Source organism: Asanoa sp. NPDC050611, from assembly GCF_040654855.1.
GTDB lineage: Bacteria > Actinomycetota > Actinomycetes > Mycobacteriales > Micromonosporaceae > Asanoa.
On record NZ_JBFAIU010000046.1, the window covers coordinates 1 to 24,046 of the forward strand.

Genomic DNA, 24,046 nt, shown 5'->3' on the forward strand with positions numbered 1-24,046 from the left:
GGGAGCGCTTCCACTGACGGTCCTCTATTGCCACGAGTCATAGGAGAACCGCCATGCACCGCAGGCCTCCGATGATGCTGAGCAGCGACTCTCCGACGTCGAGTTGCCATGCGGACAGGTAGACGACCCGCAGGACGGAGTCGACACCTGCCAGAGCCTGGGTGGTCGGGGCGCCACCGTAGGAGTGCGCAAGGACGACGCAGGACCGACCGATGTCGGCCACGGCGGTGCGGATCGCGGTGGCGTCGTCGTAGAGGTCGCCGAGCTGGTCCACTGGCACGGGTGCGCTGGAGGGCAGTTGCAGGGCCCGGATGTCGACGTCTGGAAGCTCGTCGATCAGCAGGCGCCACATCTCTTTGCGATGCCATGCGCCGTGGACGAGAAGCAAGGTGGGATGGCCGAGGCGCTTCATGATTGTCCTTTGTGGGCGAAGGAGTAGCCGTCGGTCGGCCTCTTCGTGGTGTTGGGCGATTCGCCGGCCTGCGCACACACGTCTCCTGGCGGGAGCAGTAGGCGCTTATCCACGCTTGGCGCCCGCTCTTTGCGGGCGAACCCTGATCGCCGGCGCACACGTTCTCGCTCGAGCTAGGCGTCGAGGGTGGCGAAGAGGGTGTTGAGGCCCTCGGCGTACAGGGGGTGGGTGAAGATGGCGTCGGCCATGGCGGTGTAGGGGAGCTTGCCCAGCATGGCAACCTGGATGATCGACATGATCTCGCCGCCTTCGACACCCAGAACAGCGGCGCCGAGGATCTGCCCGCTGTCGGCGTCGATGACGGCTTTCATGAAGCCGCGGGTCTCCCCGGTCTCGAGGGCGCGAATGACCGCGCTCATCGGGAGCTTGGCGACACGCACCTGACGGTTGTCCTGCCTGGCCTGGCGCTCGCTCATGCCGACGCGGCCGAACTGCGGGTCGATGAAGACGGTGTACGGCACGATCCTGTCCCGCGTGCTCGCCTTCTGGCCTGCGAGCAAGTTGGTGCGCAGGATCCGGTAGTCGTCGTAGGACAGATGGGTGAAGGCGGGGCCGCCCTTGACGTCCCCCATGGCGTAGACGCCGGGGACGGAGGTCTCCAGGTACTCGTCGACCTCGATGAAGCCCTTGTCGTCCACGCTGATGCCGGCGGCCTGCGGCGCGAGCGCCTCGGTGTTGGGGATGCGGCCGATCGCCGCCAGCAGGTGGGAGCCCTCGACCTGCTGCCGGCCGTCGGCCGTGCTGAGGGTCAGGCGCACGCGCCCGTCGCCGGTCTCCTCCACCCGCTCCGGAGCTGCCGACGTTACGACCGTGATCCCGTCCTCGAGCAGGATGGCGGCGACGTCGTCGGAGACGTCGTCATCCTCCCGCGTCAGCAGGCGTGGTCGGGTCTGGACAATGGTGACCTGGCTGCCGAACCTGCGGAACATCTGTGCGAACTCCAGCCCGATGTAGCCGCCGCCGAGGACGATCAGGTGGTCGGGTAGAGCGTCGAGTTCCATGATCGAGGTCGAGTCAAAGACGGGGACCTCTCCCGCGCCGCTGAGCGGGGGCGGCTTCGGTCGGGTGCCGGTGTCGATGACGATCACCGGTGCGGTGAGCGCACGCGTCCCGCCATCCCTCAGTACGACCTCGATCGTCTTGGGCCCGGTGAAGCGGGCCGTACCTTCGACCACGTCGACCCTGTGTTGAGCCAGGCGGCTGGCGTAGTTCTCCCGTGCGCCGACGACCATCGCCCGTTTGCGCTCGCGCACCACGGCCATGTCCACCGACACCGGCCCTGTCCGCACGCCATACTGCTCGGCGCGGCGCGCCAGATAGGCAAGGCGGGCGCTGGCGACCATGGTCTTGGTCGGGGTGCACCCGGTGTTCACGCAGACGCCCCCGAGGTGGTCGCGCTCGACGAGCGCCACTCGCTTGCCTGCCTTCGCCAGATCGATGGGGAGGAACCGGCCGCCCTGACTGGTCCCGATCACTATCACGTCGTACGGATTGTCGCCCTTACCACTCATGACGGGATGGTAACTCTTTGTGTAGTTTGGAAACTGGAGGCGGTGGGGTGGGTTGCGTGGATCGCTGATGGCTGGCTGCGTTTCCGCACGGGAAGGAGGGGTGGAACGCCCCGTGACGCGCTGCGGCGCCGCCAAGCGGTAGACGACTGCGATGACCATGCGGACGCCTTCTGACGCTCGGCCACGTCAAGGCAGACGGCGGCCCTTGCGAAGGTGCGGCGTCTCCTTGTCTCGCATGCGCCGGCGTCGGCGCGGCTACCAAGGCGGCCATGGGCGCCGCGAAAGCGTTAGAGGGGCAGCCGTATGCCATCAATTCCTTCGTGTCCTTGGCCAACACCAAGCCGAAGGAGCAGGCCCTTAAGGCCGCGGCAGGCGGTCGTCTACGCGCTGGCATAGCCCCTCCACGATCGAAGGAGCACGGCACGACATCATCGCCGGTGACCCGGCGGCCCCGTCGATCGCCGCACCAGTCGCAGGCGGCGCCGCGTCGCAAGATGCGCCAACGCACCACAACGAACGACGGCTGACGACCCAGCGCACTTCGGTGAAGGTGTCTGATCGGTGCGATGGCGTTCGTAGCAGGGGTGAGGCCGCCGAAACGGGGCGCCGCCAGGGCCCAAGGCCCGCGATCATGAAGCCGACGACGCACGACTCGGGTCGCCGTCGATGCGGGAAAGGAAGTGCGTCGGATGAGGACCGCCGCGGGACGGGGAGGATCCCTGCGAGACCGGGCAAGGCCCTGACCACCGAACCACGCAGGAGATGATCTTTCGGATGCAGTATCTGGTTTCCGTGATCGATGACAAGAGCAATCCCGGCAGTACGGACAGGCGGCCTGCCATCAGCAAGTTCAACGAACGGCTGATCGCCGAGGGTTACTGGGTTTTCGCCGGCGGACTCGCCGACACCGACGCGGCCACGGTTGTCGACAACCGGGGTGAGCGGGCCGTGTTCAGTGACGGGCCGTTCGTGGAGACGAAGGAGTACCTCGCCGGCGTCTGGGTGTGGGAGGTCCCCGGTCTGGACGTGGCGCTCGAGCTCGCCGCCGAGGCGTCCAAGGTCTGCGATCGGAAGATCGAGGTCCGGCCGTTCCAGTGAGCGCCGTCGAGGACGCGGTCACACCGCCAGGAGCGGGCGCGGGTGGTGGCCGCTTAAGCGCTGGTCGGCAATCGCGCCACACCACCAGCGCCGACCTGCTGCGCCGGTTGGGCCGGTGCGAGCAGTCCCGCGCGGCCCACCACCGGCCGATCGAGCTGGCCGGGAACACCAGTCGTCCGCTCGGGGCATGACCATCCTCAACAACTCCCGCGGGCAACGCGGTCCCGCGCACCGCCGACGGCGTCGAGGTCGAGCTCAGCAACGGCGGGAGGTGCGCAACCAGGAAACGCGCATGCGGAGCCACCATCCGGGGAGATCTGGAGCGAAATTCTGCGCGCGGTGTCGGATCGCCGGTCGGGGTGTTCGTAGTGGAGGTGAGAGGCCCCCAGGAGGGGCGCCCCTGACACGCGAAGGACGTTCCTCGTGACTACCTTGACGGAGCCGACCACCGTCACCACCCACCGCTCCAGCCGCCGGATGTGGGCCATCCTCGGGCTCGTGCTGCTTGCCGACGCCCTCGACGTGATCGATGCGACGGTCACGAACATCGCCGCACCCACGATCGCCGGCGAGCTGAACGGTGGTCAGAGTCTGGTCAAGTGGTTGGGGCCGGCGTACATGCTCGCCATGGGTGTCCTGCTCCTCGTCGGCGGACGGCTGGGTGACAAGTTCGGCCAGCGCCGGCTCTTCCTGGTCGGCATGGGCGGGTTCACGCTGGCCTCGGCGGTGGCCGGGTTCTCGCCCGACCCGACCCTGCTCATCGCCGCCCGGGTCGCGCAAGGGGCGTTCGGGGCTCTGCTCATCCCGCAGGGCATGGCGATCATGACGAAGGCGTTCAGCCGGGACATGCTCGGCAAGGCATTCGGGCTGTTCGGGCCGGTGCTCGGTCTCTCCAGTGTCGGTGGCCCGGTCCTGGCCGGGTTCATCATCAGCGCCGACCTGTTCGGGCTGTCCTGGCGGCCGATCTTCCTCGCGAACATCGTCCTCGGCATTGTCGGGCTGTTCCTGGCCGCCAAGATCCTGCCGCGTGACGACGACACCGACCGGTCCACCGTCGTCGACGGCTGGGGCTCGGGCCTGCTCGCCGTGGCCATGATCGGTCTGTTGTACGGCCTGATCGAGGGCTCGACCAACGGCTGGAGCGCCGTCCCGGTCGGCTCGATCACCGTCGGCCTCCTGTTCTTCGCTGCCTTCGCCTACCGTCAGCGCACCGCGACCCACCCGCTCATCACGCCGTCGCTCCTGAAGAACCGCGGTTTCACTTCCGGAATGCTCGTGGGCCTGGCCGTCTTTCCCGCCGGCACCGGCCTGATCTTCGTGCTGTCGCTGTTCCTGCAGGAGGGGCTGCACGCCAGCGCGCGGGACGCCTCGCTCGGCCTCGTACCCCTGACTCTGGGTCTCATCGCTGCCGGGTTCGCCGCCATGGGCGGCCTGGTCGCCAAGCTCGGTCGCCGGCTCGTCTTCGTCGGCCTCACCGTCGTCCTTGCCGGTTGCGGTTGGGTCCTGGCCCTCGTCGATCATGCCGGGACGAACCTCGGCCTCTGGGCGCTGGCCCCGGCGTTGTTCGTCATCGGCGTCGGCATCGGCCTCAGCTTCGCCACGATCCCCACCGTCGCTCTCGGCGACGCGAAAGCCGACGAAGCCGGCAGCGCCAGCGGGTCGCTCAGCTCGATCCAGCAACTCGCCTCAGCGATCGGCTCGGCCGCGGTCACGTCGATCTTCTTTCAAGCCGCGACCTCCGGGCTGGCCCACGCGATGGAGGTCACTCTCATCGTCGTTCTGGCGGTCACCGCCCTCAGCCTCCCGGTCGTCGGGCTGATGCCCCGCACCGCACCGTCGGAGTGAGCACTCGGCGACGATGGCCGGCCGACGGGCTATCTCCCAAACCGTTGACCGGCCATCTTCGACCCATCGACCCGGCCAGGGCCGAGAACAAGCGCTCGACGCCGCCCGCCGTCAGGCCTTCAGGTCCTCGACAGCGGTCTTCAGGCCCGCCAGGGCCGCGCGATAGAACCGGGGCCCGTAGGAAACGCGTGCTACACCAAGCTCCCGAAGGGTGGCCAGATCCATGAGCTCGCCGGTGTTCCCGTTGATCGGGCACGACAGCTCACGCACGAGCACGGCCATGTCCTTCGGCTCGCGCACACCGATCGGATAGACACAGTCGACGCCGGCATCGCGGTAGAGCCGGCCCCGCCGCACCGCTTCCGCGAGGCGATCCGGTTCGGCGATCCCGCTGCTCGGCAGGAAAGCATCGACGCGGGCGTTGAGGACGATCGGGACGCCCGCATCCGCTGCGGCGGAGCGCACGGCCGCCAACCACTCGGCGTGCGCGCCGGCTTCCATAAGGCCACCCGACCGATGGTCACTGTCCTCCAGGTTGCAGCCGACCGCGCCGATGTGCAGCAGCCGGTCGACCAGCTCACGCGGCCGCATCCCGTAACCCGCCTCGGCGTCGACGGTGACCGGGACGTCCACCGCCCGCACGATCCGCCCGGCCGCGGCGAACATCTCCTGCCACGGAGCACCCTCACCGTCCGGGTAACCCAACATCGCCGAGACCGCGGCGCTGGCGGTGGCCACGACCGGAAACCCAGCCTCCACCACCGTCGACGCGCTCGCCGCATCCCAGGCGTTGGGCAGCACGAGCAGATCACCGCTGTGCAACTCCCGCAACCGCTCGGCCCGCGCCGCCAACCCGGTCACCTCATGAGCCATCGTCATCCTCCGCACTCCCCGCGCCGACTGTCCGTCGTACCTATTGACACCGCCAGACCCGAAAACCGGTCGGTTGCATCACGCAAGCGCCGGTCGATAGGCTGACCGGCATGCTCGGCAAGACGTATGAGGCGATGGCCAAGGTGTGTTCGGCCGCGCGTGCCCTCGAGGTCGTGGGCGAGCGGTGGAGCTTGCTGATCATCCGGGACGCGCTGTACGCGGACGCGACCCGGTTCAGCGACTTCCGCAGGCTCGGCATCGCCACGAACATCCTCAAGGCCCGCCTGGACGGCTTCGTCGAAGCCGGAATCATGGAGCGCCGCCCGTCGCCCGGCAAGCCGGAGTCCTTCCACTACGTGTTGACCGACAAGGGACGCGACCTGGCGCCGGTGATCGCCACCTTGACCGAATGGGGCGACCGGTGGGAGGCCCCCGATGGCCCGCCGCTGCTCTATGTCCACTCGACCTGCGGCGGTGCGGTCCGGCAGCAAACGGCCTGTGAGAACTGCGGTCCCGTGCCTGACCCCGAGGAGATCCAGACGCACCCCGGGCCGGGTCTGCCGGCCGACGCCGTGCTCTGAGCCGACTTACACCGCCTTGCTCACGGCCGCGTCGGCCAGTTGGGGCGCCTCCTCAGCCGCGGGCGGCTTGAGGAAGCTCGTGGCCCATGCGACCGGGATCGTGACCGCCGCGATGATCAGTCCACTCAGCACAGGAGCTGAAGCGCCCGCGCTTCCGAGCGCCAGGCCGCCGACGGCCGACCCCAGCGCGATGCCGACATTGGCCGCGGAGGCCGGCAGCGACTGCGCCAACCCGCCGCCGGGACCGGCCAGGCTGACCACCCGGTACTGAATCGACGGCAGCACCCCGAGGCCGAACACGCCGAGGATGGCCAGGGCCAGCGCCGCGAGGGCGGCGATCGACCCGGCGAGGTAGAGCATGAGCAGGGCGACCGCGACGCCGACGCTTCCGACGATCAGGGTGCGCGCCGCGTTGGTGTCGGCGTACCGTCCACCGCCGAACGAGCCCACGGCGGTCGCGACGCCGTACGCCAGCAGGAACACGCTCACCAACGCGCCCGAGATGCCGGCGACGGACCCCAGGAACGGGACGATGTAAGTCATTGCCGCGAACAGCGCCGCAAACGCCAGGACCTGAAGGAACAACACGGCCAGCACGCGTGGAGCGAACGCGTACCTGGCCTGGTTGCCCGCGCCGCCGCCCAAACTGGGCACGGACGGGATCAGCGCCAGCGTGGCGACGAGCGTGACCAAGGCGAACACGACGATCGCGATGAACGAGCCGCGCCAGCCGAGCGTCTGGCCGACGAGCGTGCCCACCGGCACGCCCAGCGCGGCCGAGACCGCGACCCCGGAGACGACGACGGACATCGCCCGGCCCATCCGCTCCGGCGGAGCGGCCGCGATCCCCACGGCGAAGGCGGCGCCGATGAACAGGCCTTGAACCGCACCGGTGAGGGTACGCGCCGCGAGGAACAGGCCGTAGTCGGCAGTCAGCACGGCGACCGCGTTGCCCAGCACGAACAAGACGAGTGCGCCGATGAGGACGGTCCGCCGGTTGAACCTGATCGTCAGCGCGGTCAGGATCGGGCCGCCGATGGCCAAGCCCAACGCGTAAAGGGTCACCAGCCGGCCGGCGGCGGGGATGGAGACCCGCAGGTCCGCGGCGATCAGGTTCAGCACACCGACCACCAGCAGCTCGGCGCTGCCCAGCACGAACATTCCCAGGAACAGGGTGGCCAGGACGAGGTTCGTCTTGGCCGGACTTGACGCCACCCGTTGGGTACCCATGTGCACCTTCCCTCGTCACGTAGCCGGAGTCGCCGAAAGAGTCGGGTCGAGCGGAGTTGCATGATGCAACCGAGCCTAAGTGGAGCGCTTGCATCATGCAAGCCCCAACCGTGCCAGCATCGGGGCGCCTGCCGTTCCCCACGCCGCCCAACCAGGTCCGGGAAGTCCAACTCGGATCGCGAGGTGCGAAAGAGTCGCGTCAAGAACCGCTTTGTCCGGCGGATCCGACCAGCGTGCGGGCGGTTCGGCGGCGGCGCGTCGGGTCGCTGATCCACGGCAGCTCAAGCGAAGCGTTCGGGTCGTACACATTGGATCCCGGCGGCACGATCGCGTCGATTCGGTCCAGCACCTCGTCGTCGAGTTCCAGGTCGGCGTGCTTGAGCGTCGACTCGAGTTGCTCCTGCGTCCGCGGCCCGATGATGACCGACGTGACGGCGCGATGGGCGAGGGGGAACGCCGTCGCCATCGCGGGCAGCGGTCGGCCGAGGTCGTCGGCCACCGCCACCAGCCGCTCGACCGCGTCGAGCTTGCGCGCGACGATCGGGTCGGTCGGGTCGAACCAGGCCGGCCGCAGTGCCGCGCGCCCCTCGCTCCCGGGTTCGACGCCTCGGCGGTAGCGGTCGGTGAGGAACCCGAAACCCAACGGGCTCCAGGTCAGGACGCCCATGCCCCACTTCTCCGCGACCGGCAGCACGTCGCGTTCGATGCCACGGGCCAGGATGTTGTACGGAGGCTGCTCCGTGCGGAACCGCATCAGCCCGCGGGCATCGGCGACCCGGTGCGAATCGACGATCTCGTACGCCGGAAACGTGGAGCAGCCGAAGCTTCTGATCTTTCCCGCGCGCACGAGGTCGGCGAGGACGCCGAGCGTCTCCTCGATGTCGGTGTCCCAGTCGGGGCGATGCACCTGGTAGAGGTCGATGTAGTCGGTGCCGAGCCGGGTCAGGCTGGCATCGACCGCGTGGAGCAGGTGACGCCGTGAGTTGCCACCCCGGTTGAGCCCCTCCTCCAACGGGAAGTGGCCCTTCGTGGCGAGGATGACGTCGTCACGACGGCCGCGCAGGGCCTTGCCGACGATCGTCTCGGACTCGCCCGTCGAGTACATGTTCGCGGTGTCGACGAAGTTGATGCCCCGGTCCAGAGCGGTGTGGATGATCCGGATGCAGTCGTCGTGGTCCGGGTTGCCGGCGAAGCCGAACATCATCGCCCCGAGGGTGAACCGGGACACGGTCATGCCAGTGCGACCCAGCGGCGCGTACGTCATCGTCATGCGGTTGTGCTCCCTTCGAACGGCACGAACCGAACTGTAGGTCCGCAAGCAGATTTGCGCAAATCTGCTTGTATACTTTCGGCATGCATGACGATGACCAGTCGGACGTCCGGCAGATCGACCACGTGCGGGCGCTGTCGGCCCTGGCCAACCCCGACCGGGCACGGCTGATGGACGCGCTGGCCGTGCATGGCCCGTCGACGACCACCGCGCTGGCCCAGTCGATCGGCCTCGCGACCGGGAGCGTGTCGCATCACCTCAAGGTCCTGGTCGAGGCGGGCCTCGTCGCGCCGGCCCCGGGCGGCAGCACCGACCGTCGGGAGCGCCGGTGGAAGCTGGTCACCCGCGGCATGCGCTGGACGGTCGGCCAGTTTCGCGATCAACCGACCGCGCAAGCCGCCGCCACGTCCGCCGAAGGGGCCATGCTCGAGCGCCAGTTCGAGCGCGCCCGCGAGTTCCTGGAGATCAGGGAAGAGCCGTGGGACGACAGCGCCTTCAGCTCCCATGTCTGGCTCCAGCTGACCCCGGACGAGCTGCTCGAACTGGGACAACAGCTCAACGACCTCCTGCTCGGCTGGCGGCGGCGGCAGATCCCCGACGACGGGCACGATCGCCGGACCGTCCTGGCCTTCGCACACGCCTTCCCGGCAGAGCCGTGACGCTGCGCCGAGGTTGGCGCCGGCGAAACCGCTACCGCGCCAGCGCTAGCGCGGGTCTCGCGTTGCGGTGAGGCGCTCTACTTTCGCGTCATGGGACCGCTCGAGGTGCGTCGAAGCGCCCAGCTCGTAAAGATCACGCCGCCCAAGCAGCGGATCATCCTCGCCTCGCTGCTGCTCCAGCCGGGCTCCGACCTGGCGGCCGGCGAGGCGGGAGCCGCGGTCGCCGTCGCACGGGCGGCACTGTCCGCAATGGATACCGATGCGTTTGCTCGGGTCAGGACCAGAGCGCAGTTACTCATCGACAAGGCTTCGCGGCAGGCCTCCTGACGCCGCAGACTCTCAGAGCCCGGCGAGGCGGCGGGCGGCCGCCGTCAGCTCGGTGGAGTCGACGGTGGCGGCGAACGCCAGGCGCAGGTAGGGCGCGGGCGGCTCGGTGGCGAAGAAGTGCCGGCCCGTGCTGAGCGCCACCCCGTGCCGGCGCGCGGCGTCGGCGACCTGGGCGTCGTCCGCGCCGCGGGGCAGTTGCACCCAGAGATGCAGGCCCCCGGTGGGATGGCGGCCGATGACCCAGTCGGGTCGTTCGCGGGCGATGGCGCCGGCCAGGACCTCGCACCGCTCCCGGAGGGCGCTGGCCAAGGACCGGAGATGGCGATCCCACGAGGGCGAGCTGAGCAGTTCCACGGCCGCGTCCTGGAGCGGGCGGGCGACGAAGAAGTCGTCGACCATCCGGATCGCCCGTAGCCGCGACATCACCGGTCCGCGGGCGATCAGGGCGCCGATGCGGAGGCTTGGCGCCGCCGGCTTCGTCAGGGAGGTCAGGTAGACCACCGTGCCGTTGGCGTCGTCCGTGATCAAGGGTGGCGGCGTGTGCCCGCCATGGCCGAGATTCCGGGCGAAGTCGTCCTCGAGGACGAACGCGCCGGCGGCATGCGCCACGTCGATGATCTCCTGTCGGCGTTCCTGGGCGAGTGTGAGGCCGGTGGGATTGTGGTAGGTCGGCTGGCAGTAGAGCAGGCGTGCTCCGGTCAGGTCGAAGGCGTCGGCGAGCAGGTCCGGACGGATGCCGGCATCGTCCATCGGCACCGGCACGGGTCGCAGCCCGGCGGCGCGGGCGGCGGCGAGCGCGCCCGGGTAGGTCGGCGACTCGACGAGGACCGGGCTGCCCGGGCCGGCGATCGCGCGGAAGGCCATCGACAGGCCGCTCTGCCCGCCCGCGGTGACGAGGACGTCGTCCGCGATGACGCTCCCGCCGACGGCACTCGCGAAGATGCTGCGCAACGCCGCCAGACCCGTCGTCGGCGCGCGGTCCCAGGCGTCCGGGCGCCGGGCGGCACGGGCCAGCGCCGATCCCAACGCCTTCGTCGGCTGCAGCGACCGATGGAGATAGCCACCGTCGAGCAGGATCGTTCCAGGCTGGGGTGGACCGGGTGATTCACTCACCAGCCGCGTGTCCACGGCCCGGTCGGTCAGCGCCACCGTCTGCCAGGAGGTCTGTGCGACGTTCGCCCCTGCCTTCTTCCTCGCCGCCACATAGGTCCCACTGCCGGGACGGGTGACGACGACGCCTTCCGTCACGAGGGTCGCGATGGCCCGCGAGACGGTGACCGGACTGACCCGGTAGCGCGCCACCAGATCGCGGCTGCTCGGCAACCGGTCACCGGGCGACAGCCTGCCGATCTCGTGCCGGAGGTTGGCGACGAGGTCCACAGAAGTGCTACTCTCCGACATGAAGAATCATGATAGCGCTACCGCCGCTGGATCGGAACCGCTACCGCTCGACATCAAGGCCCTGCGCGCCGACACACCGGGCGCCGACCAGGTGATCCACTTCAACAACGCCGGCTGTGGCCTGCTCGCCGGTGTCGTGCTCGAGACGATGGTCGAGCACCTCGAGTTGGAAGCGGCGATCGGCGGCTACGAAGCGTCCGCCGCCCGGGCGTACCAGGTCCGGGCCTTCTACGCGGAGATCGCGGCCCTGATCAACACCGCGCCGGACAACATCGCCTTCTCGGGCAGCAGCACGCACGCGTACGCCAACGCGTTGTCCGCGATTCCGTTCGAGGCCGGCGACGTCATCCTCACCACGCGCGACGACTTCATCTCGAACCAGATCGCGTTCCTGTCCCTGCGCAAGCGCTTCGGTGTCCGGGTCGTGCACGCGCCGGACCTGCCCGGCGGCGGAGTCGACGTGTCGGCGATGGCGGACCTCATGCGCACCCATCGGCCCCGGCTGGTCGCGGCCACCCACATCCCGACCAACTCCGGCCTCGTCCAACCGATCGCGGAGATCGGGCGAGTCTGCCGTGAACTGGATCTGCTCTATCTCGTCGACGGCTGCCAATCGGTCGGCCAGTATCCGATCGACGTCGAGGAAATCGGCTGCGACCTGTTCGCGTCGACCTGCCGCAAATGGCTGCGCGGCCCGCGCGGCTCGGGATTCTTGTACGTCTCCGACCGCGTCCTGCGCGCCGGGTACGAGCCACTGTTCATCGACATGCACGGCGCCCGGTGGACCGGCCCGGACAGCTACCAGCCGGTCGACACCGCGGCACGGTTCGAGGAATGGGAGTTCCCGTACGCGACCCTGCTCGGCTGCGCCGAGGCTGTCCGCTACGCGCGTGGCGTCGGCATCGACGGCATCGCCCGGCGCAGCCCCGCCCTGGGCGCACGGCTGCGCGCCGCGCTCGAACCCATTGCTGGCGTACGCGTGCTGGATCGTGGCCCGCAGCTGAGCGCCATCGTCACCTTCGCCATCGACGGCTGGCGGCCGCAGCCGTTCAAGGCCGCGATGGACGCCCACCGGATCAACTCGGCGCTGAGCTTCCGCGATTTCGCCCAGTTCGACTTCGGTGACAAGGACGTCGACTGGTGCCTTCGCCTCTCGCCGCACTACTACAACACGGAGGAAGAGGTCGACGAGGTGGCCGCGGTGGTCGCCCAGCTCGCCGCGGCGGGCGAGGTGCGGTGACCCTCACCGGACCACACAGGACGGTCGCCGTGCGCCCCCGGCCACCCAGCCTGTGGCGCAACGGCGACTTCCGCAGGTTCTGGTTCGGCGAGAGCCTGTCGCTGATCGGCACGCAGATCACGAACCTCGCCCTGCCACTGACCGCCATCCACGCCTTCGGAGCCAGCGACGAGCAGGTCGGGCTGCTTCGCTTTCTGCAGCTGGCCCCGTACCTCGGCCTGTCACTCCTCTTCGGGGTCTGGGTCGACCGGGTGCGGCGACGGCCGATCATGCTGGCGGCGAACCTCAGCCGCATGGTCCTGCTCGGGCTCATTCCGTTGCTGTACTGGCTGGACGCGTTGAGCATCACGCCGTTGCTCGTCGTCGCCTGCCTCATCGGCGTCGCGTCGGTGCTGTTCGACGTGAGCTGGATGTCGTACGTGCCCACGCTCGTCAAAGACCCGAAGATGTATGTCGAAGCCAGCGCCAAGATGGGCATCAGCACCTCAACGGCCGAGGTGGCCGGCCCAGGGCTGGCCGGCGTGCTGGTCGCGGCGCTGACGGCACCGCTGGCGTTGATCGCCCAGGTCTGCACCTATCTGGTCTCGCTGGTCTCGCTGTTGCTGATCCGCACGCGCGAGTCGCCGCCCGCTTCGCCGGAGGGGACGCGGCATTTCGGCCGGGAACTGCGCGACGGCCTGCGGTGGGTCCTGCGGGATCCGATCCTGCGCTGGCTCGCGCTCATCGGCTTCTGCTGCAACCTCTCGATGATCGCCGTCTGGACCATGTTCCTGTTGTACGGCACACGCGAGTTGGAGCTCCCGTCGACGACGGGGCCATCTTCACCACCGCCTCCGTCGGCGGGCTCATCGGCGCCCTCATCTCCCGCAAGGCGATCGCGCGGTTCCGCGTCGGACGCGTCTACTTCGTCGCCCAGCCCGCCCTGCTGCTCGGCCCGACGCTGATCGCGCTGGCGACGGGACCCCGCCCGGTCATGGTCGGCCTGTTCGTCCTCTCGTTCTTCACCACCTACCTCGGACTTGGTGTCGCCGGTGTCATCATCGTCAGCCTGCGGCAGACCGTTACTCCACAGTGGATGACGGGGCGGATGACGTCGGTGTTCCGCACGCTGCTGTTCGGCGGAGGTGCGCTCGGCGGTCTCTTCGCGGGTTTGCTGTGCGGCGTGATCGGTGCCGGCAACGCACTCACCGTGGCGGCGGTCGGCTCGGCCGCGGTCATCATCGCGCTCGTGGCCTCGCCGGTGAGCCGGCTCCGGGAGATGCCGGCGGCGCGCTCCGCCGCCGGCGGCTGATCCCGCCACGAGCGGTCATGGCCGCAGCGCGAGCTTGCCCACGGTGCTCCGTGCCGCCAGCCGCGCGAGTGCCTGTGGTCCGTCCGCCAGGTCGTACACAGTTGGTTCGCCGGGTGGAACCACCCCGGTCGCCACGAGCCCGAGGAGGTCGTCCCACAGCCGGCGGAACAGCGCGGGAGCGGATCCCATGAGTACGCCGATGTGCAAGCCGATGAGGTGGACCTGGTGCTTGAAGTTCAGCTCCCAGTTGGTGACCGCCGCTTCGCCGCCGGCCACGCCGTACACGATGAGCCGTCCGGTTATGCGCCTGGTCATCGCGAGGCTGGCGGAGAAGGCCGGCCCGCCGACCGACCCCAGCACCAGGTCTGCGCCGACCCCGTCGGTCAGCCCCACCACTTCCCCGGCGATGTCGCGGTGGCGGGAGTCGATCGCGTGGTCAGCGCCGAGCGAACGCACGCGTCCGTGCTTGTCCGCCGCGGCGACGGCGATGACGGTTGAGCCGTAATGCTTGGCCATCCGGATCGCTGCCTGGCCGACGCCGCCCGCGGCGGCATGGATCACCACGGTCTCGCCACGGGCGACCCGGCCCAATGGCTTGAGCGCCGCCAGCGCGGTCGCGCTGTTGAGTACCAGGCCCAGCGCCTGCTCGTCCGTCCAGTTCGCGGGCACCGGCACCACGGCGTCAGCGGACAGCGCCATGTACTCGGCGAACGCTCCGTAGCCCGTGCCCAGGACGTGGTCCCCGATGTCGATCCCGGCCACCGACGCACCGACGGCCACCACGACACCGGCCGCCTCGAATCCGGCGAGATAGGGCGCCCGCGGTCCGCCGTCATAGCTGCCATGGGCTTGCATGACATCGGCATAGTTCACGCCCGCGACGACGACTCGGATCAGAACCTGAGCCGGGCCCGGCGTCGGCACGAGAGCGTCAGTGACGAGGCGCATGTCCTTCGGGCCGCCGAGCGACGTCTGCCGCAGTGCGCGCATCGTGGTGTTTCGAGGCATGTCCCGCACGCTAGAAGCCTTACGCTTGCGTCACGGTCAAGCGTCGTGCGCGGTCGCAGCCGTCCGCGCGGCCCGCAGATAGGCGTCGAGCGCATCGCGATTCCTGGTCAGGCAGGTGACCCGGCGTTCGAGCTGGTCCCGATGACGGGCGACCTCGTCGAGCATGTATGTGCACGGTTTCCGCGGCAGCAGGCTTTCCGGACCCTCGAGGTATGGCAGGACCTCGCGGATGATGCGCGTCGGCAGGCCAGAGTCGATCAAGGCGCGAATCTGCTGGACGGCGTCGACGGCCTCGGGAGCGAAGTCCCGGTAACCGTTGCCCGAACGCGCGGACCGGATCAGCCCCTCCTGCTCGTAGTAGCGCAGTGCGCGGACACTGACCCCGGTCGACCGGGCCAGTTCGCCGATCTTCATGTGACACCTCGCTACGGCACGGTGGGGCAAGCCGTCACTCGTAGGCTAGCGCGCCCATCGGTCCACCCGGCATGGCGAGGCGCGCCGCGAGTGCGCTCACGGGCAGCACGATGAGGGCGATCGCCGCCACCACGGCGAGGAGCACCCAGACCGACCCGTCGTCATGCTAGGTGAGGCGGCGATACCGACCCGGAGCCTTGCCGAACTCGCGTTTGAACGCTCTCGCGAAGGCGAATTCCGAGCTGTATCCAGCCCGGGCGGCCACGGAGCTCAGGGCGTCGTCGGTCTCGACCAGGTGCCGCGCGGCTGTCGTCATCCGCCACCAGGTGAGGTACTCCATGGGCGGACGTCCGATCGCGTCCGTGAATCGACGGGCGAACGCCGCGCGGGACAACCCTCCGCGGTCGCCTAGCTCGGCCACGGTCCATGGCCGACCCGGATCGCGGTGGAGAGCCTCCAACGCGGCTCTGATGGACGGGTCGTGCAGGGCGAGCGCCCTGCCGCCGACCGCCTGGTCGTCGAACCAGGCGCGGAGTATGTAGAGCAACAGCAGGTCGACGAGCGGGGGCACGCCGGCACCGGTCCCGGTTTCCTCCGCGTCGAGCTCGTGACTGAGCAACTCGACGGCGGAACGCAAGGCAGGGTGCCGGCCGAGCCGGGCCGGCAGGTGGATCACGTCGGGCAGCTCCCGCAGCAGCGGATGCGGCCGCACCAGGTCGAGGTGGTACGCCCCGCACAACAGCACCGTCCGCGCTCCCGAACCCGTCGCGGTGAGGTCAGCGGGGCGGGCCGACGGGAAGGGCTCGAGCGGAGTCGCCGGGTCGTCGGCAAGACCGTGCCCGCGTCCACCGCGGAGGAGGACGACGTCGCCCGTCCCCAGCGCGAGCGGGTCGGCTCCGGGTGCCAGCAACCAGCAGGACCCTTGGAGCACCACATGGAATCCCGCGCCGGGAACCTTGTCGAAGTGCAGGCCCCAGGGCGCTCGAAGATCAGTGCGTGTCGACCCTGGCCGGCCGACCCGCATCGCCGCGATGGCGTCGCCGAGCAAGTCCACCCCACCAAGGTATCGCTCGTCTCCCGTGCGAGACGCACGGCAATGAAAGGCAGACGTGAAGTGCTGCCGCGTCTCATGAGCTCGGCCATATGGTCGGCCCATCAGGTTCTTCTCCCCGGAGGCGAAGGTCATGTCAACACAGATGCGAGCCATCCGGCAGCGCGGCTACGGCGACGCCGACGTGCTCGAACTCACGGAGGTCGAGCGACCGGCACCAGGACCGGCGGACGTGCTCGTCAGGGTGCGGGCAGCCAGCGTGAACCCCGCTGACTGGAAGATCCGCTCGGGAGCGGCGGCGTTGCCGGTGACCATGCCGTTCATCCCCGGATTCGACCTCTCCGGCACGGTCGAGGCGGTCGGCGAGCGGGTAGCGAGGTTCCGCCCCGGCGACGAGGTCTTCGGAATGCCCACACCGTTCGTCGGCCCGTACGCCGAGTACGCGCGGGCACCGGCCGCAGACCTCGCGGACAGGCCACAATGGATGAGTGAAGTCGAGGCCGCCGCGTTGGCCTCGGTCGGACTCACCGCGTGGCAGGCGTTGGTCGGCATCGCCAAGGTGGAGGCCGGACAACGGGTCCTGGTGCACGCGGCGGCGGGCGGCGTCGGGCACGTCGCCGTGCAGATCGCCAAAGCCCACGGCGCCTACGTGATCGGCACGGCGCGGGCGGCGAACCACCGGTTCCTGGCGGAGATAGGCGTCGACGAGGCCGTCGACCACTCGACGGAGGACTTCACCGCCGTGGTGAAGGATGTCGACATCGTGCTGGACAACATGGGCTACTCGTACGGCCCGCGATCGCTGGAGACGCTGTCTCCGGGCGGCTTGCACGTCAGCACGGTCTGGGACCACCCGGGAATCACGCGTGATGACGCCGCACGACGGGGCGTCCGTTTCGAGACCGTGCAGGTGCGCCCGTCGGCCGAGCATCTCGTGGCCCTCGGGAGACTCGTCGAGCAGGGACTGCTCCGCGTCCATGTCGCCGACGTGCTGCCGCTCCACCGCGCCGCGGACGCACACGGACTGAGCGAGAGCGGCCGGGTCCGCGGCAAGCTCGTCCTCACGCCATGACCCTCGGCCCGAGCGGTAACCAGACGATCATGCGGAGTTGCTCGCGAACGCCCGGTACAGGGCGGTGATGACGACGATACCCGCCCCGACGAGCGCTACGGTCGCGGCGACGTTCAGGGCGACCGGTGCGTCGCCGAGCGCAGCCTGCTTGGCGAGGTTGGCGGGCAAGAGGACGACGAGATACAGCCACCACGGCGCCCATCGCCTGTTGCCAGCCTTCTTCTGCTCTGTCATCCAACCAAGCTAGGCGGCTGCGGCGGCGTCCAGCATCGACGCGAAGAACGATCCCCTCCTACTCCTCAGGATCGAGCAACCCTCACCCACACGGATACGACCTTGCATTCGCCAGGGTCGGGGGAGGCTGGTGATGAGTCCATTTCCGTTCCTCGTCGACGCTCCGGCAGGCCGGCTGGCCGAGGCGGACCTCGTGCCGCTCCTGCCCGGCGCGACCGTCCCGCAGGAGACGCCAGACCCGGTGACGGCGGCGCGATCGTCGCCGGCCAGGGCAGCGGCGCCTTCACCTTGGCCGAGACCGGGCTGCTGGACGGCGCACAGGCGACCACCCACTGGCGACTCGCGTGACGTCCAGCGGGCCGCCCCCGCCGTCAGTAGACTGGCCCGCTGCCAGCTGAAGCCGGTACGGCGACCGGCGCCGGCGTGGGCCCGGCCGTCGCGGTCGATCGCCGGCGCGGCATGCCGAGGGCCACCACCGTGCCGATGAAGGCGAAGATGGCCACCGCGGTCATCGCCGCCGCGAACCCCGTGCTGAACTCCTCAGCGGACGCGTACGAACCGACGGCTGTGAAGACCGCGACCGAGATCGCGACGCCGAAGACCCCACCGAAGATGCGCAGCATCATGAACGCGCCGGACGCCTGGCCGATCTCTTGTGGACGGATCGCGCCGACGACGGCCTTCTGTGCCGCGGGCATCGCCATGGTGAGCCCGACACCGCCGAGAATCAGCGGGGGCAGGATCTCGAGATAGCTTGTGTCGCGGTCAGCGACCAGCGCGATCCAGCCCGAGCCGATCGTCTGGAGCAGCAGTCCGGTGACGACGAGGTTGCGCTCACCCACGCGGTCCGTCAGCCGGCCGGCGATCGGCGCACAGACCATCAGCGTCGCTGTCCACGGCATCAGCCGCAGGCCGGCGCCGAGCGGCCCCACGCCGGACACGGTCTGGAAGTACTGCGCGAGGAAGAACAACGTCCCGTACAACGAAGCGAACACGAGGAAGTTCGCGGGATTCGCGGTGGCGAACGCCCTCGCCCGGAAGAACCGCATGGGCAACATCGGGGCTTCGGTTCGTCGTTCCCAGAGCACGAACGCGACCACCAGCGCGGCACCGAGCACCACCGTCGCCAGCACCTCGCCGCTGCGCCACCCGGCCGCGTTGCCGCGCACGAGCGCCCAGACGATGCCGAACGCGCCGAGCGTCACGAGCACGACCCCGACGAGGTCGAACCGGTTGTTCGGACCGAAGCTCTCGTCGACGCGCCTGGTGGTGAGCGCGATCACCAGGACTCCGACCGGCAGGTTCAGCCAGAAGATCCACTGCCAGGCCAGCCCTTCGGCGACAACGCCGCCGATGAAGGGGCCACTGAACGTCGCCAATCCGGTCAGGCCCAGATATGTCCCCATCGCCCTGCCGCGTTGCCGCGGCGGGAAGATCGCGCTGATCAGCGTGAGCGACAGGGGCAGCACCATCGCGGCGCCGACGCCCTGCGCGGCGCGTGACACGATCAGCGTGCCGACGTTCGGGGAGAGTGCGCAGGCGACCGACGCGACGGTGAAGACCGCCAGCCCGACGACAAACAGTCGGCGCCGCCCGAATCGGTCGCCAAGTGCCGCCCCGGTGAGCAGCAGCACCGCGAACGTCAGATTGTAGGCGTTCACGATCCACTCGAGCGACTCGACCGATGCCGCCAGATCCTGCCGGATCGAGGTCAGCGTCGTCGTCACGACGAGGCTGTCCAGGGCCATCATGAATGACGCCGATGAGGCGAGCCCGAGCACCCAGGCTTGCTTCGAGGTGGTCACGGTTTCTCCGCCTATCTGGTCAGGCCCGCAGTGATCGGGGAAGGCCGAACGCACCGAGAAGTGAGTTGTCCAGGAATTTGGTGATCGCGGTGACGTGGCTGCCGGCCAGGCTGAGGACGAGCAGGCCGTGCGCGTGCATGATCGGCGTACGAGGGTCGCGCACATATGTGCCGAACGCGGGCTGACCGTTCGAGCGGGTCGGGATCAGCACGTACCGGCGGCCGTCGCGCAGGACGACCGTGGCCAGGAAGTTCCGGATGGCGTCGGGCCCCTGGTATTCCAACGGCAGCGGAGGCATCGTCAGCCAGGCGTCGCTCGTCAACATGGCGACGATCGCGTCGACGTCGCCGGCCTGAAAAACGCGGGCGAACTCGTCGACGATCCGGCGCTCCTGCGGCGAGTTCGCAGGCGGGGCGTCGCGCCAGTCCCGACCTGTCGACAGCACGCCCCGCGCTCGCTTCAAGGCCAGGTTCACCGCGTTCTCCGTCGTGTCCAGCATGCCGGCGACCTCGGCGGCGCGGAATCCCAACACGTCCCGGAGGACCAGCACGGCGCGTTGCCGTGCCGGCAACTGCTGCAGTGCGACGAGGAACGCCAGCGATACCGACTCCCGCGCCTCGTAGCGCGCCTCCGGGCCGGGCGCCTGGTCGGCGATCTGGTCCAGCAACACGTCCGGGTACGGCTCCAGCCAACTCGGCTCCGACCGTCGGTGCGATGGCTCGGGCAACGGGACCTCCGGTTGGTAGGTCACATCCTCCTGCGGACGGCGAGCGTTGGTTCGCAGCGCGTTGAGACAGCGGTTGGTCGCGATTCGATAGAGCCACGTGCGAACGGACGCCCGCTCCTCGAAACCACCGATCCCCCGCCACGCCGCCAGCAGCGTCTCCTGCAGGAGGTCCTCGGCATCCTGCACGTTGCCGAGGATGCGGTAGCAGTGCACCTGCAACTCCCGGCGGTACGGCTCGACGAGCCGCCGGAACGCCTCGCCGTCACCCGACCGTGCCAGCGCCAGCTCTCGCATGGGCGCTCCTCCCCTCCGATGTGCCCTTCGCAGGATATGGACACCGCCGGCGGCGGAAACTGGTCGTCGGCCAGACAACTCATAAATTACTAATTAATGTTGACATCCGGCCGTAACGAGATGCAGGATCGTCGAAACGTTCGGCAGCGAAGGAATCCGATGTGAATCGATTTGTGATCACTGCCCTCCTCGCCCTCGCGGCTGGTCAGGTGGCCGCTCCCGCGCATGCCGCCGGCCCGACGGCCGGCGCGGAACCTCTACCGCAGACCCCATACATGGGCTGGAACACCTACTACGGGCTCGGTGGCGACCCGACCGAGGCCGAGGTCAAGGCGTCAGCCGACTTCCTGGTGAGCAGCGGCCTGCGGGACGCCGGCTACCGCTACGTCTGGATCGACGGCAACTGGGCCGCGCCGACCCCGCGCAGCGCGGCCGGCGACCTCACCGCGAACCCCGCGCAGTTCCCCAACGGGTTGCCGGCGCTCGTCGACTACATCCACAGCAAGGGGCTCAAGGCCGGCATCTACACCGACGCCGGCCCCTACATCCCGGGCAGGTGCGGGCTCGGCAGCGGCGGCGGCTACTACCAGCGCGACGCCGACCAGTTCGCGGCGTGGAAGTTCGACGCGGTCAAGGTCGACTTCCTCTGTGGGATCGCGGCCGACCTCGACCCGAAGACCGTCTACACCGAGTTCGCCAACGCCCTGCGGAACAACGCCAGCAAGCGGCCCATGGTGTTCAACCTGTGCAACCCGGTGACCTCGCCCGACTGGGGCAACTATCCCGAGACCCAGCAGTCGACCTACTCCTGGTCCTACGCGCCGGGCATCGCGCAGTCCTGGCGCACGTACACCGACGTGGGCTTCCAAGGGGACATCAAGTTCAAGGACGTCCTGCGCAACTACGACGCCAACGCGCGGCATCCCGAGGTGGCCGGGCCCGGGCACTTCAACGACCCGGACTATCTCGGGCCGCAGCTCGGCATGACCGACGAGGAATTCCGTACGCAGATGACGCTCTGGTCCGTGGCCGCCGCGCCGCTGGTCATCGGCAGCGACCTGCGCACGCTCAGCGACGCCTCGATCAGGATCCTCAGCGACCCCGACGTGTTGGCGATCAACCAGGATCGGGCCGGCGTGCAGGCGGTCCGCGTCGGGCCGGCCGGCACGACCGAGACCTGGGTCAAGCGGCTGGCCAACGGCGACCGGGCCGTCGTGCTGCTGAACCGCGGCGACAGCCCGCAGACGGTCACCGCGGACGCCACGAGGATCGGCCTGACCGGCGACCGGTTCACCCTCAAGAACGCCTGGACCGACCAGGTCACCGAGAGCGCGGGCACGATCAGCGCGGCCGTCCCGGCACACGGCGCGGCCCTCTTCCGGGTCGGCAACGCCCGCGGCGTGCCGGGCGTCCCGCACGTCACGGCCGGCATCCCGACCCTCCCGGACGCGGCACCGATCGTGGCCGCCGGCGAGCAGGTGCGGGTCGAGGTCGCCGTGCGCAATGACGGTTCGCTGCCGGTGTTCACGCCTGCGGTGCGACTGACGGCGCCGGAAGGCTGGGCGGTCCGGGCCGACAGCCGCGCCCCGAAGTCGCTCGCACCCGGGAGCAGCACCACGTTCGCCTTCACGGTCACGCTCGCGGCCGATGCCACCGCGGGCACGAGCACATTGACCGCCACCACGGCGTACGACGTGATCGGGCGCGGCCGGGTGACGCAGACGACGACGGCCGGCGTGGTGGTCGCTCCGGCCGCACCGGACGGCGAGGTGGTCCTGTCGCACCACGCCTGGATCAGCGCCACCAGCGGCTGGATGAGCCCGACCGTCGACGCCAGCGTCGGTGGCTGGTCGCCGATCAGCATGCTCGGTCACGTCTACCCGACCGGCATCGGCGTGGCGTCACCGTCCACGGTGCGCTACTACCTGGGCGGCGCGTGCACCCGGCTCGCCGCGATCGTCGGCCTGGACGACGCGGTCCGCAACGTCGGCCCTGAGGGCGCCACCTCGACCTTCCAGGTGGTCGGCGACGGTCGGGTCCTGTTCGACAGCGGCGTGCTGACCCGCGACGACACCCGCCAGGTCGACGTCGACCTGACCGGCGTCCGGGTCCTCGACCTGGTGGTCGGCGACGCCGGCGACGGCGGCTACAACGACCGCGCGAACTGGGCGGGCCTGACCGCCTCCTGCTGACGCGAAGGACCCAGGTGGCCGCCCGGCCACCTGGGTCCGACGTACCGTGCACCCATGGAACCCAGGATCGGCACCGCCGCCGACGTGGCATGGCTGGCCGGGAAGACCACCGACGGCACCACGATCACGGCCGCCATCCCGCCGGTCTTCGAGGCGTACGCCACCTGCTTCCCGCCGGACGGCACGACCTACGCGGAACATGAACGCGCCCTGATCTCGGTCCTGAACGGACAGACGACGGACCAGCCCTGGTGGCTTGGCTACCTCGACACCGGCGCCCACGATGTCGTCTTTCCGCGGGCGCCGCGGGTCACCCTCTACTGGGGCTGGGACTACGTGCTCGTCGAGGCCGGACCCGAGCAGGCACTGACCTGGCGCACCGGCCACATGCGCGGCGACGGCCACCTGCCCGACCTGTTCTTCCCGAAGGACCGGTCCTGGCTCGTCTCCGCCCTCTGGGACGACGCCTGGACCGACCTCGGCGGCAGCGCGTCGCTGATCGAGGCGTTGGGGCAGGACCCACGGATCAACGCCCGCCGGGTACGGCCCGACGAGGACGCCCTGCCGCCGGGGCTCAGTCGGGAGTGACGCTGAAGACGTACTCCTGTCCGGGCCGGTAGGCGGCGCCGAACTCGAAGTTCTCGAACGAGACGCCGCCCGGGATCGGGGAGCTGCTCGCCCAGTAGCACGCCCGCCCGTTGACGAGCACCTCCAGGTCCGGGTCGGGAGATTCGGCCCGCCACGACTGCACCGCGGTGCGGCCGACGTAGTGCCAGTGCGCCGCGGTCCCCGGCGCATAGGAGGCGGAGGCGGGCGAAGCCTCGTCGGTGGTGGCCGAGACCACCACCGCACCCGACGCGTCCCGCCCCAGCGAGTCGGGACCGAACCTGGCGTGCTCGGTGAACCCGTCACCGCTGAACCCCGGCCACAACTCGGCCGGCGTGACCGTACGCGCGCCCAGCGACAGCCGCCGCAGCCGAGCCCAGTTGCCCATCGTCGCGGTCAGCGTCAGCCGCGCGAGCGGCACCGAGTCCGGGTGGTGGAAAGCGGCGACGGCCACCGAGTGCGGTTGGTCCGGCGAGAACCGCGCGCGCACGTACACGTGGGCACCGTTGTCGAACCGCTCGACCGGCAGGTAGACCGTCAGCTCCCCGGACGACGAGACCACACCGGGCGACAGCGGACCGAACGCGGCAGACGGCTCGGCAGCGCTGCCGATCCGCTTGCCGCGCTCGCCGTCGAGCGCACTCCACTCCAGCTCCGAGAACCCACGCTCGGTGGCGCCCACCGGCAGTGGCTCCACCGCGATGAAGTTCACGACCCGGTCCGGATCGTGGCCGAGGTACGGCGCGTACACCCGCAGCAACCCTCGTGGCCCCGGCAGCGGCGCCAGCCCGATCTGCAGCCCGTCGGCGTGCCCCCACCGCGGCGAGGATTCAGCCCGCACCCAC

The 24,046-nt window shown here is 69.7% G+C and carries 22 protein-coding genes and 1 pseudogene; 10 read left to right on the forward strand and 13 right to left on the reverse strand.

The window, feature by feature from the left end; all coding sequences use genetic code 11:
* Nucleotides 1-37: 37 nt before the first annotated feature.
* Nucleotides 38-412: an alpha/beta hydrolase gene (locus AB0H87_RS10130; RefSeq protein WP_360142346.1), complete on the reverse strand. Its 375-nt coding sequence runs from the start codon at nucleotides 410-412 to the stop codon at nucleotides 38-40.
* 173 nt (nucleotides 413-585) lie between these two features.
* A complete protein-coding gene (locus AB0H87_RS10135; protein ID WP_360142348.1) occupies nucleotides 586-1,983 on the reverse strand; it encodes a mercuric reductase in 1,398 nt (465 codons plus the stop codon).
* A gap of 774 nt (nucleotides 1,984-2,757) precedes the next feature.
* Between AB0H87_RS10135 and AB0H87_RS10140 the strand changes: the two genes are divergently transcribed.
* Together AB0H87_RS10140 and AB0H87_RS10145 are read left to right on the forward strand one after the other, a co-directional pair.
* Complete coding sequence (locus tag AB0H87_RS10140) at nucleotides 2,758-3,081, forward strand: YciI family protein (protein WP_360142350.1); 324 nt, start codon at nucleotides 2,758-2,760, stop codon at nucleotides 3,079-3,081.
* Between the two features lie 423 nt (nucleotides 3,082-3,504).
* A complete protein-coding gene (locus AB0H87_RS10145) occupies nucleotides 3,505-4,926 on the forward strand; it encodes an MFS transporter (protein ID WP_360142352.1) in 1,422 nt (473 codons plus the stop codon).
* Between the two features lie 111 nt (nucleotides 4,927-5,037).
* Here the strand turns inward: AB0H87_RS10145 and AB0H87_RS10150 are convergent, their stop codons facing one another.
* On the reverse strand, nucleotides 5,038-5,778 hold the full coding sequence (locus AB0H87_RS10150) for an isocitrate lyase/phosphoenolpyruvate mutase family protein (RefSeq protein WP_360142354.1): 741 nt from the start codon (nucleotides 5,776-5,778) through the stop codon (nucleotides 5,038-5,040).
* Between the two features lie 131 nt (nucleotides 5,779-5,909).
* On the opposite strand from AB0H87_RS10150, the gene AB0H87_RS10155 reads away from it, so the two are divergent.
* Nucleotides 5,910-6,380 (forward strand): helix-turn-helix domain-containing protein, encoded by a 471-nt coding sequence (locus AB0H87_RS10155; protein ID WP_360142356.1) that lies wholly within the window; start codon nucleotides 5,910-5,912, stop codon nucleotides 6,378-6,380.
* A 6-nt stretch (nucleotides 6,381-6,386) separates the two neighbouring features.
* Here the strand turns inward: AB0H87_RS10155 and AB0H87_RS10160 are convergent, their stop codons facing one another.
* Both AB0H87_RS10160 and AB0H87_RS10165 read right to left on the reverse strand, forming a co-directional pair.
* Complete coding sequence (locus tag AB0H87_RS10160; protein WP_360142358.1) at nucleotides 6,387-7,610, reverse strand: MFS transporter; 1,224 nt, start codon at nucleotides 7,608-7,610, stop codon at nucleotides 6,387-6,389.
* Nucleotides 7,611-7,809: 199 nt separating this feature from the next.
* Entirely contained in the window at nucleotides 7,810-8,880 is a 1,071-nt protein-coding gene (locus AB0H87_RS10165; protein WP_360142360.1) for an aldo/keto reductase, read from the reverse strand.
* An 83-nt stretch (nucleotides 8,881-8,963) separates the two neighbouring features.
* Between AB0H87_RS10165 and AB0H87_RS10170 the strand changes: the two genes are divergently transcribed.
* Together AB0H87_RS10170 and AB0H87_RS10175 are read left to right on the forward strand one after the other, a co-directional pair.
* The gene (locus AB0H87_RS10170) at nucleotides 8,964-9,539 is read left to right on the forward strand and encodes a winged helix-turn-helix domain-containing protein (protein ID WP_360142362.1); all 576 of its coding nucleotides are present in this window, start codon (nucleotides 8,964-8,966) and stop codon (nucleotides 9,537-9,539) included.
* 90 nt (nucleotides 9,540-9,629) lie between these two features.
* A complete protein-coding gene (locus AB0H87_RS10175; RefSeq protein WP_360142364.1) occupies nucleotides 9,630-9,866 on the forward strand; it encodes a hypothetical protein in 237 nt (78 codons plus the stop codon).
* A gap of 12 nt (nucleotides 9,867-9,878) precedes the next feature.
* Here the strand turns inward: AB0H87_RS10175 and AB0H87_RS10180 are convergent, their stop codons facing one another.
* Nucleotides 9,879-11,267, reverse strand: a complete 1,389-nt coding sequence (locus tag AB0H87_RS10180; RefSeq protein ID WP_360142366.1) for a PLP-dependent aminotransferase family protein — start codon at nucleotides 11,265-11,267, stop codon at nucleotides 9,879-9,881.
* Here AB0H87_RS10180 and AB0H87_RS10185 point away from each other — a divergent pair.
* Together AB0H87_RS10185 and AB0H87_RS10190 are read left to right on the forward strand one after the other, a co-directional pair.
* Nucleotides 11,266-12,507 carry an aminotransferase class V-fold PLP-dependent enzyme gene (locus tag AB0H87_RS10185; RefSeq protein WP_360142368.1) on the forward strand — a complete coding sequence of 414 codons (1,242 nt, stop codon included), beginning with the start codon at nucleotides 11,266-11,268 and terminating at the stop codon, nucleotides 12,505-12,507. The two genes, AB0H87_RS10180 and AB0H87_RS10185, sit on opposite strands and share 2 nt — an antisense overlap.
* A gap of 29 nt (nucleotides 12,508-12,536) precedes the next feature.
* Nucleotides 12,537-13,798 (forward strand): annotated as a pseudogene (locus AB0H87_RS10190) (MFS transporter).
* Nucleotides 13,799-13,813: 15 nt separating this feature from the next.
* Here AB0H87_RS10190 and AB0H87_RS10195 read toward each other — a convergent pair.
* The 3 genes from AB0H87_RS10195 to AB0H87_RS10205 all read right to left on the reverse strand — a co-directional run bounded on the left by AB0H87_RS10195 (nucleotide 13,814) and on the right by AB0H87_RS10205 (nucleotide 16,274).
* Nucleotides 13,814-14,806 (reverse strand): zinc-binding dehydrogenase, encoded by a 993-nt coding sequence (locus AB0H87_RS10195; protein ID WP_360142370.1) that lies wholly within the window; start codon nucleotides 14,804-14,806, stop codon nucleotides 13,814-13,816.
* Between the two features lie 36 nt (nucleotides 14,807-14,842).
* Nucleotides 14,843-15,220, reverse strand: coding sequence for a MerR family transcriptional regulator (locus AB0H87_RS10200; RefSeq protein WP_360142372.1), 378 nt, complete (start codon nucleotides 15,218-15,220; stop codon nucleotides 14,843-14,845).
* A gap of 166 nt (nucleotides 15,221-15,386) precedes the next feature.
* On the reverse strand, nucleotides 15,387-16,274 hold the full coding sequence (locus tag AB0H87_RS10205) for an AraC family transcriptional regulator (protein WP_360142374.1): 888 nt from the start codon (nucleotides 16,272-16,274) through the stop codon (nucleotides 15,387-15,389).
* A 130-nt stretch (nucleotides 16,275-16,404) separates the two neighbouring features.
* Between AB0H87_RS10205 and AB0H87_RS10210 the strand changes: the two genes are divergently transcribed.
* Nucleotides 16,405-17,343 (forward strand): NADP-dependent oxidoreductase, encoded by a 939-nt coding sequence (locus AB0H87_RS10210; RefSeq protein ID WP_360142376.1) that lies wholly within the window; start codon nucleotides 16,405-16,407, stop codon nucleotides 17,341-17,343.
* 27 nt (nucleotides 17,344-17,370) lie between these two features.
* Here the strand turns inward: AB0H87_RS10210 and AB0H87_RS10215 are convergent, their stop codons facing one another.
* From AB0H87_RS10215 to AB0H87_RS10225, 3 genes are all read right to left on the reverse strand, one after another.
* Nucleotides 17,371-17,577 (reverse strand): hypothetical protein, encoded by a 207-nt coding sequence (locus AB0H87_RS10215; protein WP_360142378.1) that lies wholly within the window; start codon nucleotides 17,575-17,577, stop codon nucleotides 17,371-17,373.
* A 371-nt stretch (nucleotides 17,578-17,948) separates the two neighbouring features.
* Entirely contained in the window at nucleotides 17,949-19,382 is a 1,434-nt protein-coding gene (locus tag AB0H87_RS10220) for an MFS transporter (protein ID WP_360142380.1), read from the reverse strand.
* A gap of 19 nt (nucleotides 19,383-19,401) precedes the next feature.
* Nucleotides 19,402-20,403 carry a sigma-70 family RNA polymerase sigma factor gene (locus AB0H87_RS10225; RefSeq protein WP_360142382.1) on the reverse strand — a complete coding sequence of 334 codons (1,002 nt, stop codon included), beginning with the start codon at nucleotides 20,401-20,403 and terminating at the stop codon, nucleotides 19,402-19,404.
* Nucleotides 20,404-20,576: 173 nt separating this feature from the next.
* Here AB0H87_RS10225 and AB0H87_RS10230 point away from each other — a divergent pair, with 173 nt between their 5' ends.
* Both AB0H87_RS10230 and AB0H87_RS10235 read left to right on the forward strand, forming a co-directional pair.
* Nucleotides 20,577-22,595 carry an NPCBM/NEW2 domain-containing protein gene (locus AB0H87_RS10230; protein WP_360142384.1) on the forward strand — a complete coding sequence of 673 codons (2,019 nt, stop codon included), beginning with the start codon at nucleotides 20,577-20,579 and terminating at the stop codon, nucleotides 22,593-22,595.
* A 54-nt stretch (nucleotides 22,596-22,649) separates the two neighbouring features.
* Nucleotides 22,650-23,183 (forward strand): hypothetical protein, encoded by a 534-nt coding sequence (locus AB0H87_RS10235; protein WP_360142386.1) that lies wholly within the window; start codon nucleotides 22,650-22,652, stop codon nucleotides 23,181-23,183.
* Here the strand turns inward: AB0H87_RS10235 and AB0H87_RS10240 are convergent.
* Nucleotides 23,170-24,042 (reverse strand): hypothetical protein, encoded by an 873-nt coding sequence (locus AB0H87_RS10240; protein WP_360142388.1) that lies wholly within the window; start codon nucleotides 24,040-24,042, stop codon nucleotides 23,170-23,172. The genes AB0H87_RS10235 and AB0H87_RS10240 overlap by 14 nt on opposite strands.
* Nucleotides 24,043-24,046 lie beyond the last annotated feature (4 nt).

What these genes read in the sequence shown, in the direction of transcription:
- AB0H87_RS10130 (WP_360142346.1), bottom strand. Translation starts at nt 412, where the DNA reads ATGAAGCGCCTCGGCCATCCCACCTTGCTTCTCGTCCACGGCGCATGG.
- AB0H87_RS10135 (WP_360142348.1), bottom strand. Translation starts at nt 1,983, where the DNA reads ATGAGTGGTAAGGGCGACAATCCGTACGACGTGATAGTGATCGGGACC.
- AB0H87_RS10140 (WP_360142350.1), top strand. Translation starts at nt 2,758, where the DNA reads ATGCAGTATCTGGTTTCCGTGATCGATGACAAGAGCAATCCCGGCAGT.
- AB0H87_RS10155 (WP_360142356.1), top strand. Translation starts at nt 5,910, where the DNA reads ATGCTCGGCAAGACGTATGAGGCGATGGCCAAGGTGTGTTCGGCCGCG.
- AB0H87_RS10160 (WP_360142358.1), bottom strand. Translation starts at nt 7,610, where the DNA reads ATGGGTACCCAACGGGTGGCGTCAAGTCCGGCCAAGACGAACCTCGTC.
- AB0H87_RS10165 (WP_360142360.1), bottom strand. Translation starts at nt 8,880, where the DNA reads ATGACGATGACGTACGCGCCGCTGGGTCGCACTGGCATGACCGTGTCC.
- AB0H87_RS10170 (WP_360142362.1), top strand. Translation starts at nt 8,964, where the DNA reads ATGCATGACGATGACCAGTCGGACGTCCGGCAGATCGACCACGTGCGG.
- AB0H87_RS10175 (WP_360142364.1), top strand. Translation starts at nt 9,630, where the DNA reads ATGGGACCGCTCGAGGTGCGTCGAAGCGCCCAGCTCGTAAAGATCACG.
- AB0H87_RS10185 (WP_360142368.1), top strand. Translation starts at nt 11,266, where the DNA reads ATGAAGAATCATGATAGCGCTACCGCCGCTGGATCGGAACCGCTACCG.
- AB0H87_RS10180 (WP_360142366.1), bottom strand. Translation starts at nt 11,267, where the DNA reads ATGTCGGAGAGTAGCACTTCTGTGGACCTCGTCGCCAACCTCCGGCAC.
- AB0H87_RS10195 (WP_360142370.1), bottom strand. Translation starts at nt 14,806, where the DNA reads ATGCCTCGAAACACCACGATGCGCGCACTGCGGCAGACGTCGCTCGGC.
- AB0H87_RS10200 (WP_360142372.1), bottom strand. Translation starts at nt 15,220, where the DNA reads ATGAAGATCGGCGAACTGGCCCGGTCGACCGGGGTCAGTGTCCGCGCA.
- AB0H87_RS10210 (WP_360142376.1), top strand. Translation starts at nt 16,405, where the DNA reads ATGTCAACACAGATGCGAGCCATCCGGCAGCGCGGCTACGGCGACGCC.
- AB0H87_RS10215 (WP_360142378.1), bottom strand. Translation starts at nt 17,577, where the DNA reads ATGACAGAGCAGAAGAAGGCTGGCAACAGGCGATGGGCGCCGTGGTGG.
- AB0H87_RS10225 (WP_360142382.1), bottom strand. Translation starts at nt 20,403, where the DNA reads ATGCGAGAGCTGGCGCTGGCACGGTCGGGTGACGGCGAGGCGTTCCGG.
- AB0H87_RS10235 (WP_360142386.1), top strand. Translation starts at nt 22,650, where the DNA reads ATGGAACCCAGGATCGGCACCGCCGCCGACGTGGCATGGCTGGCCGGG.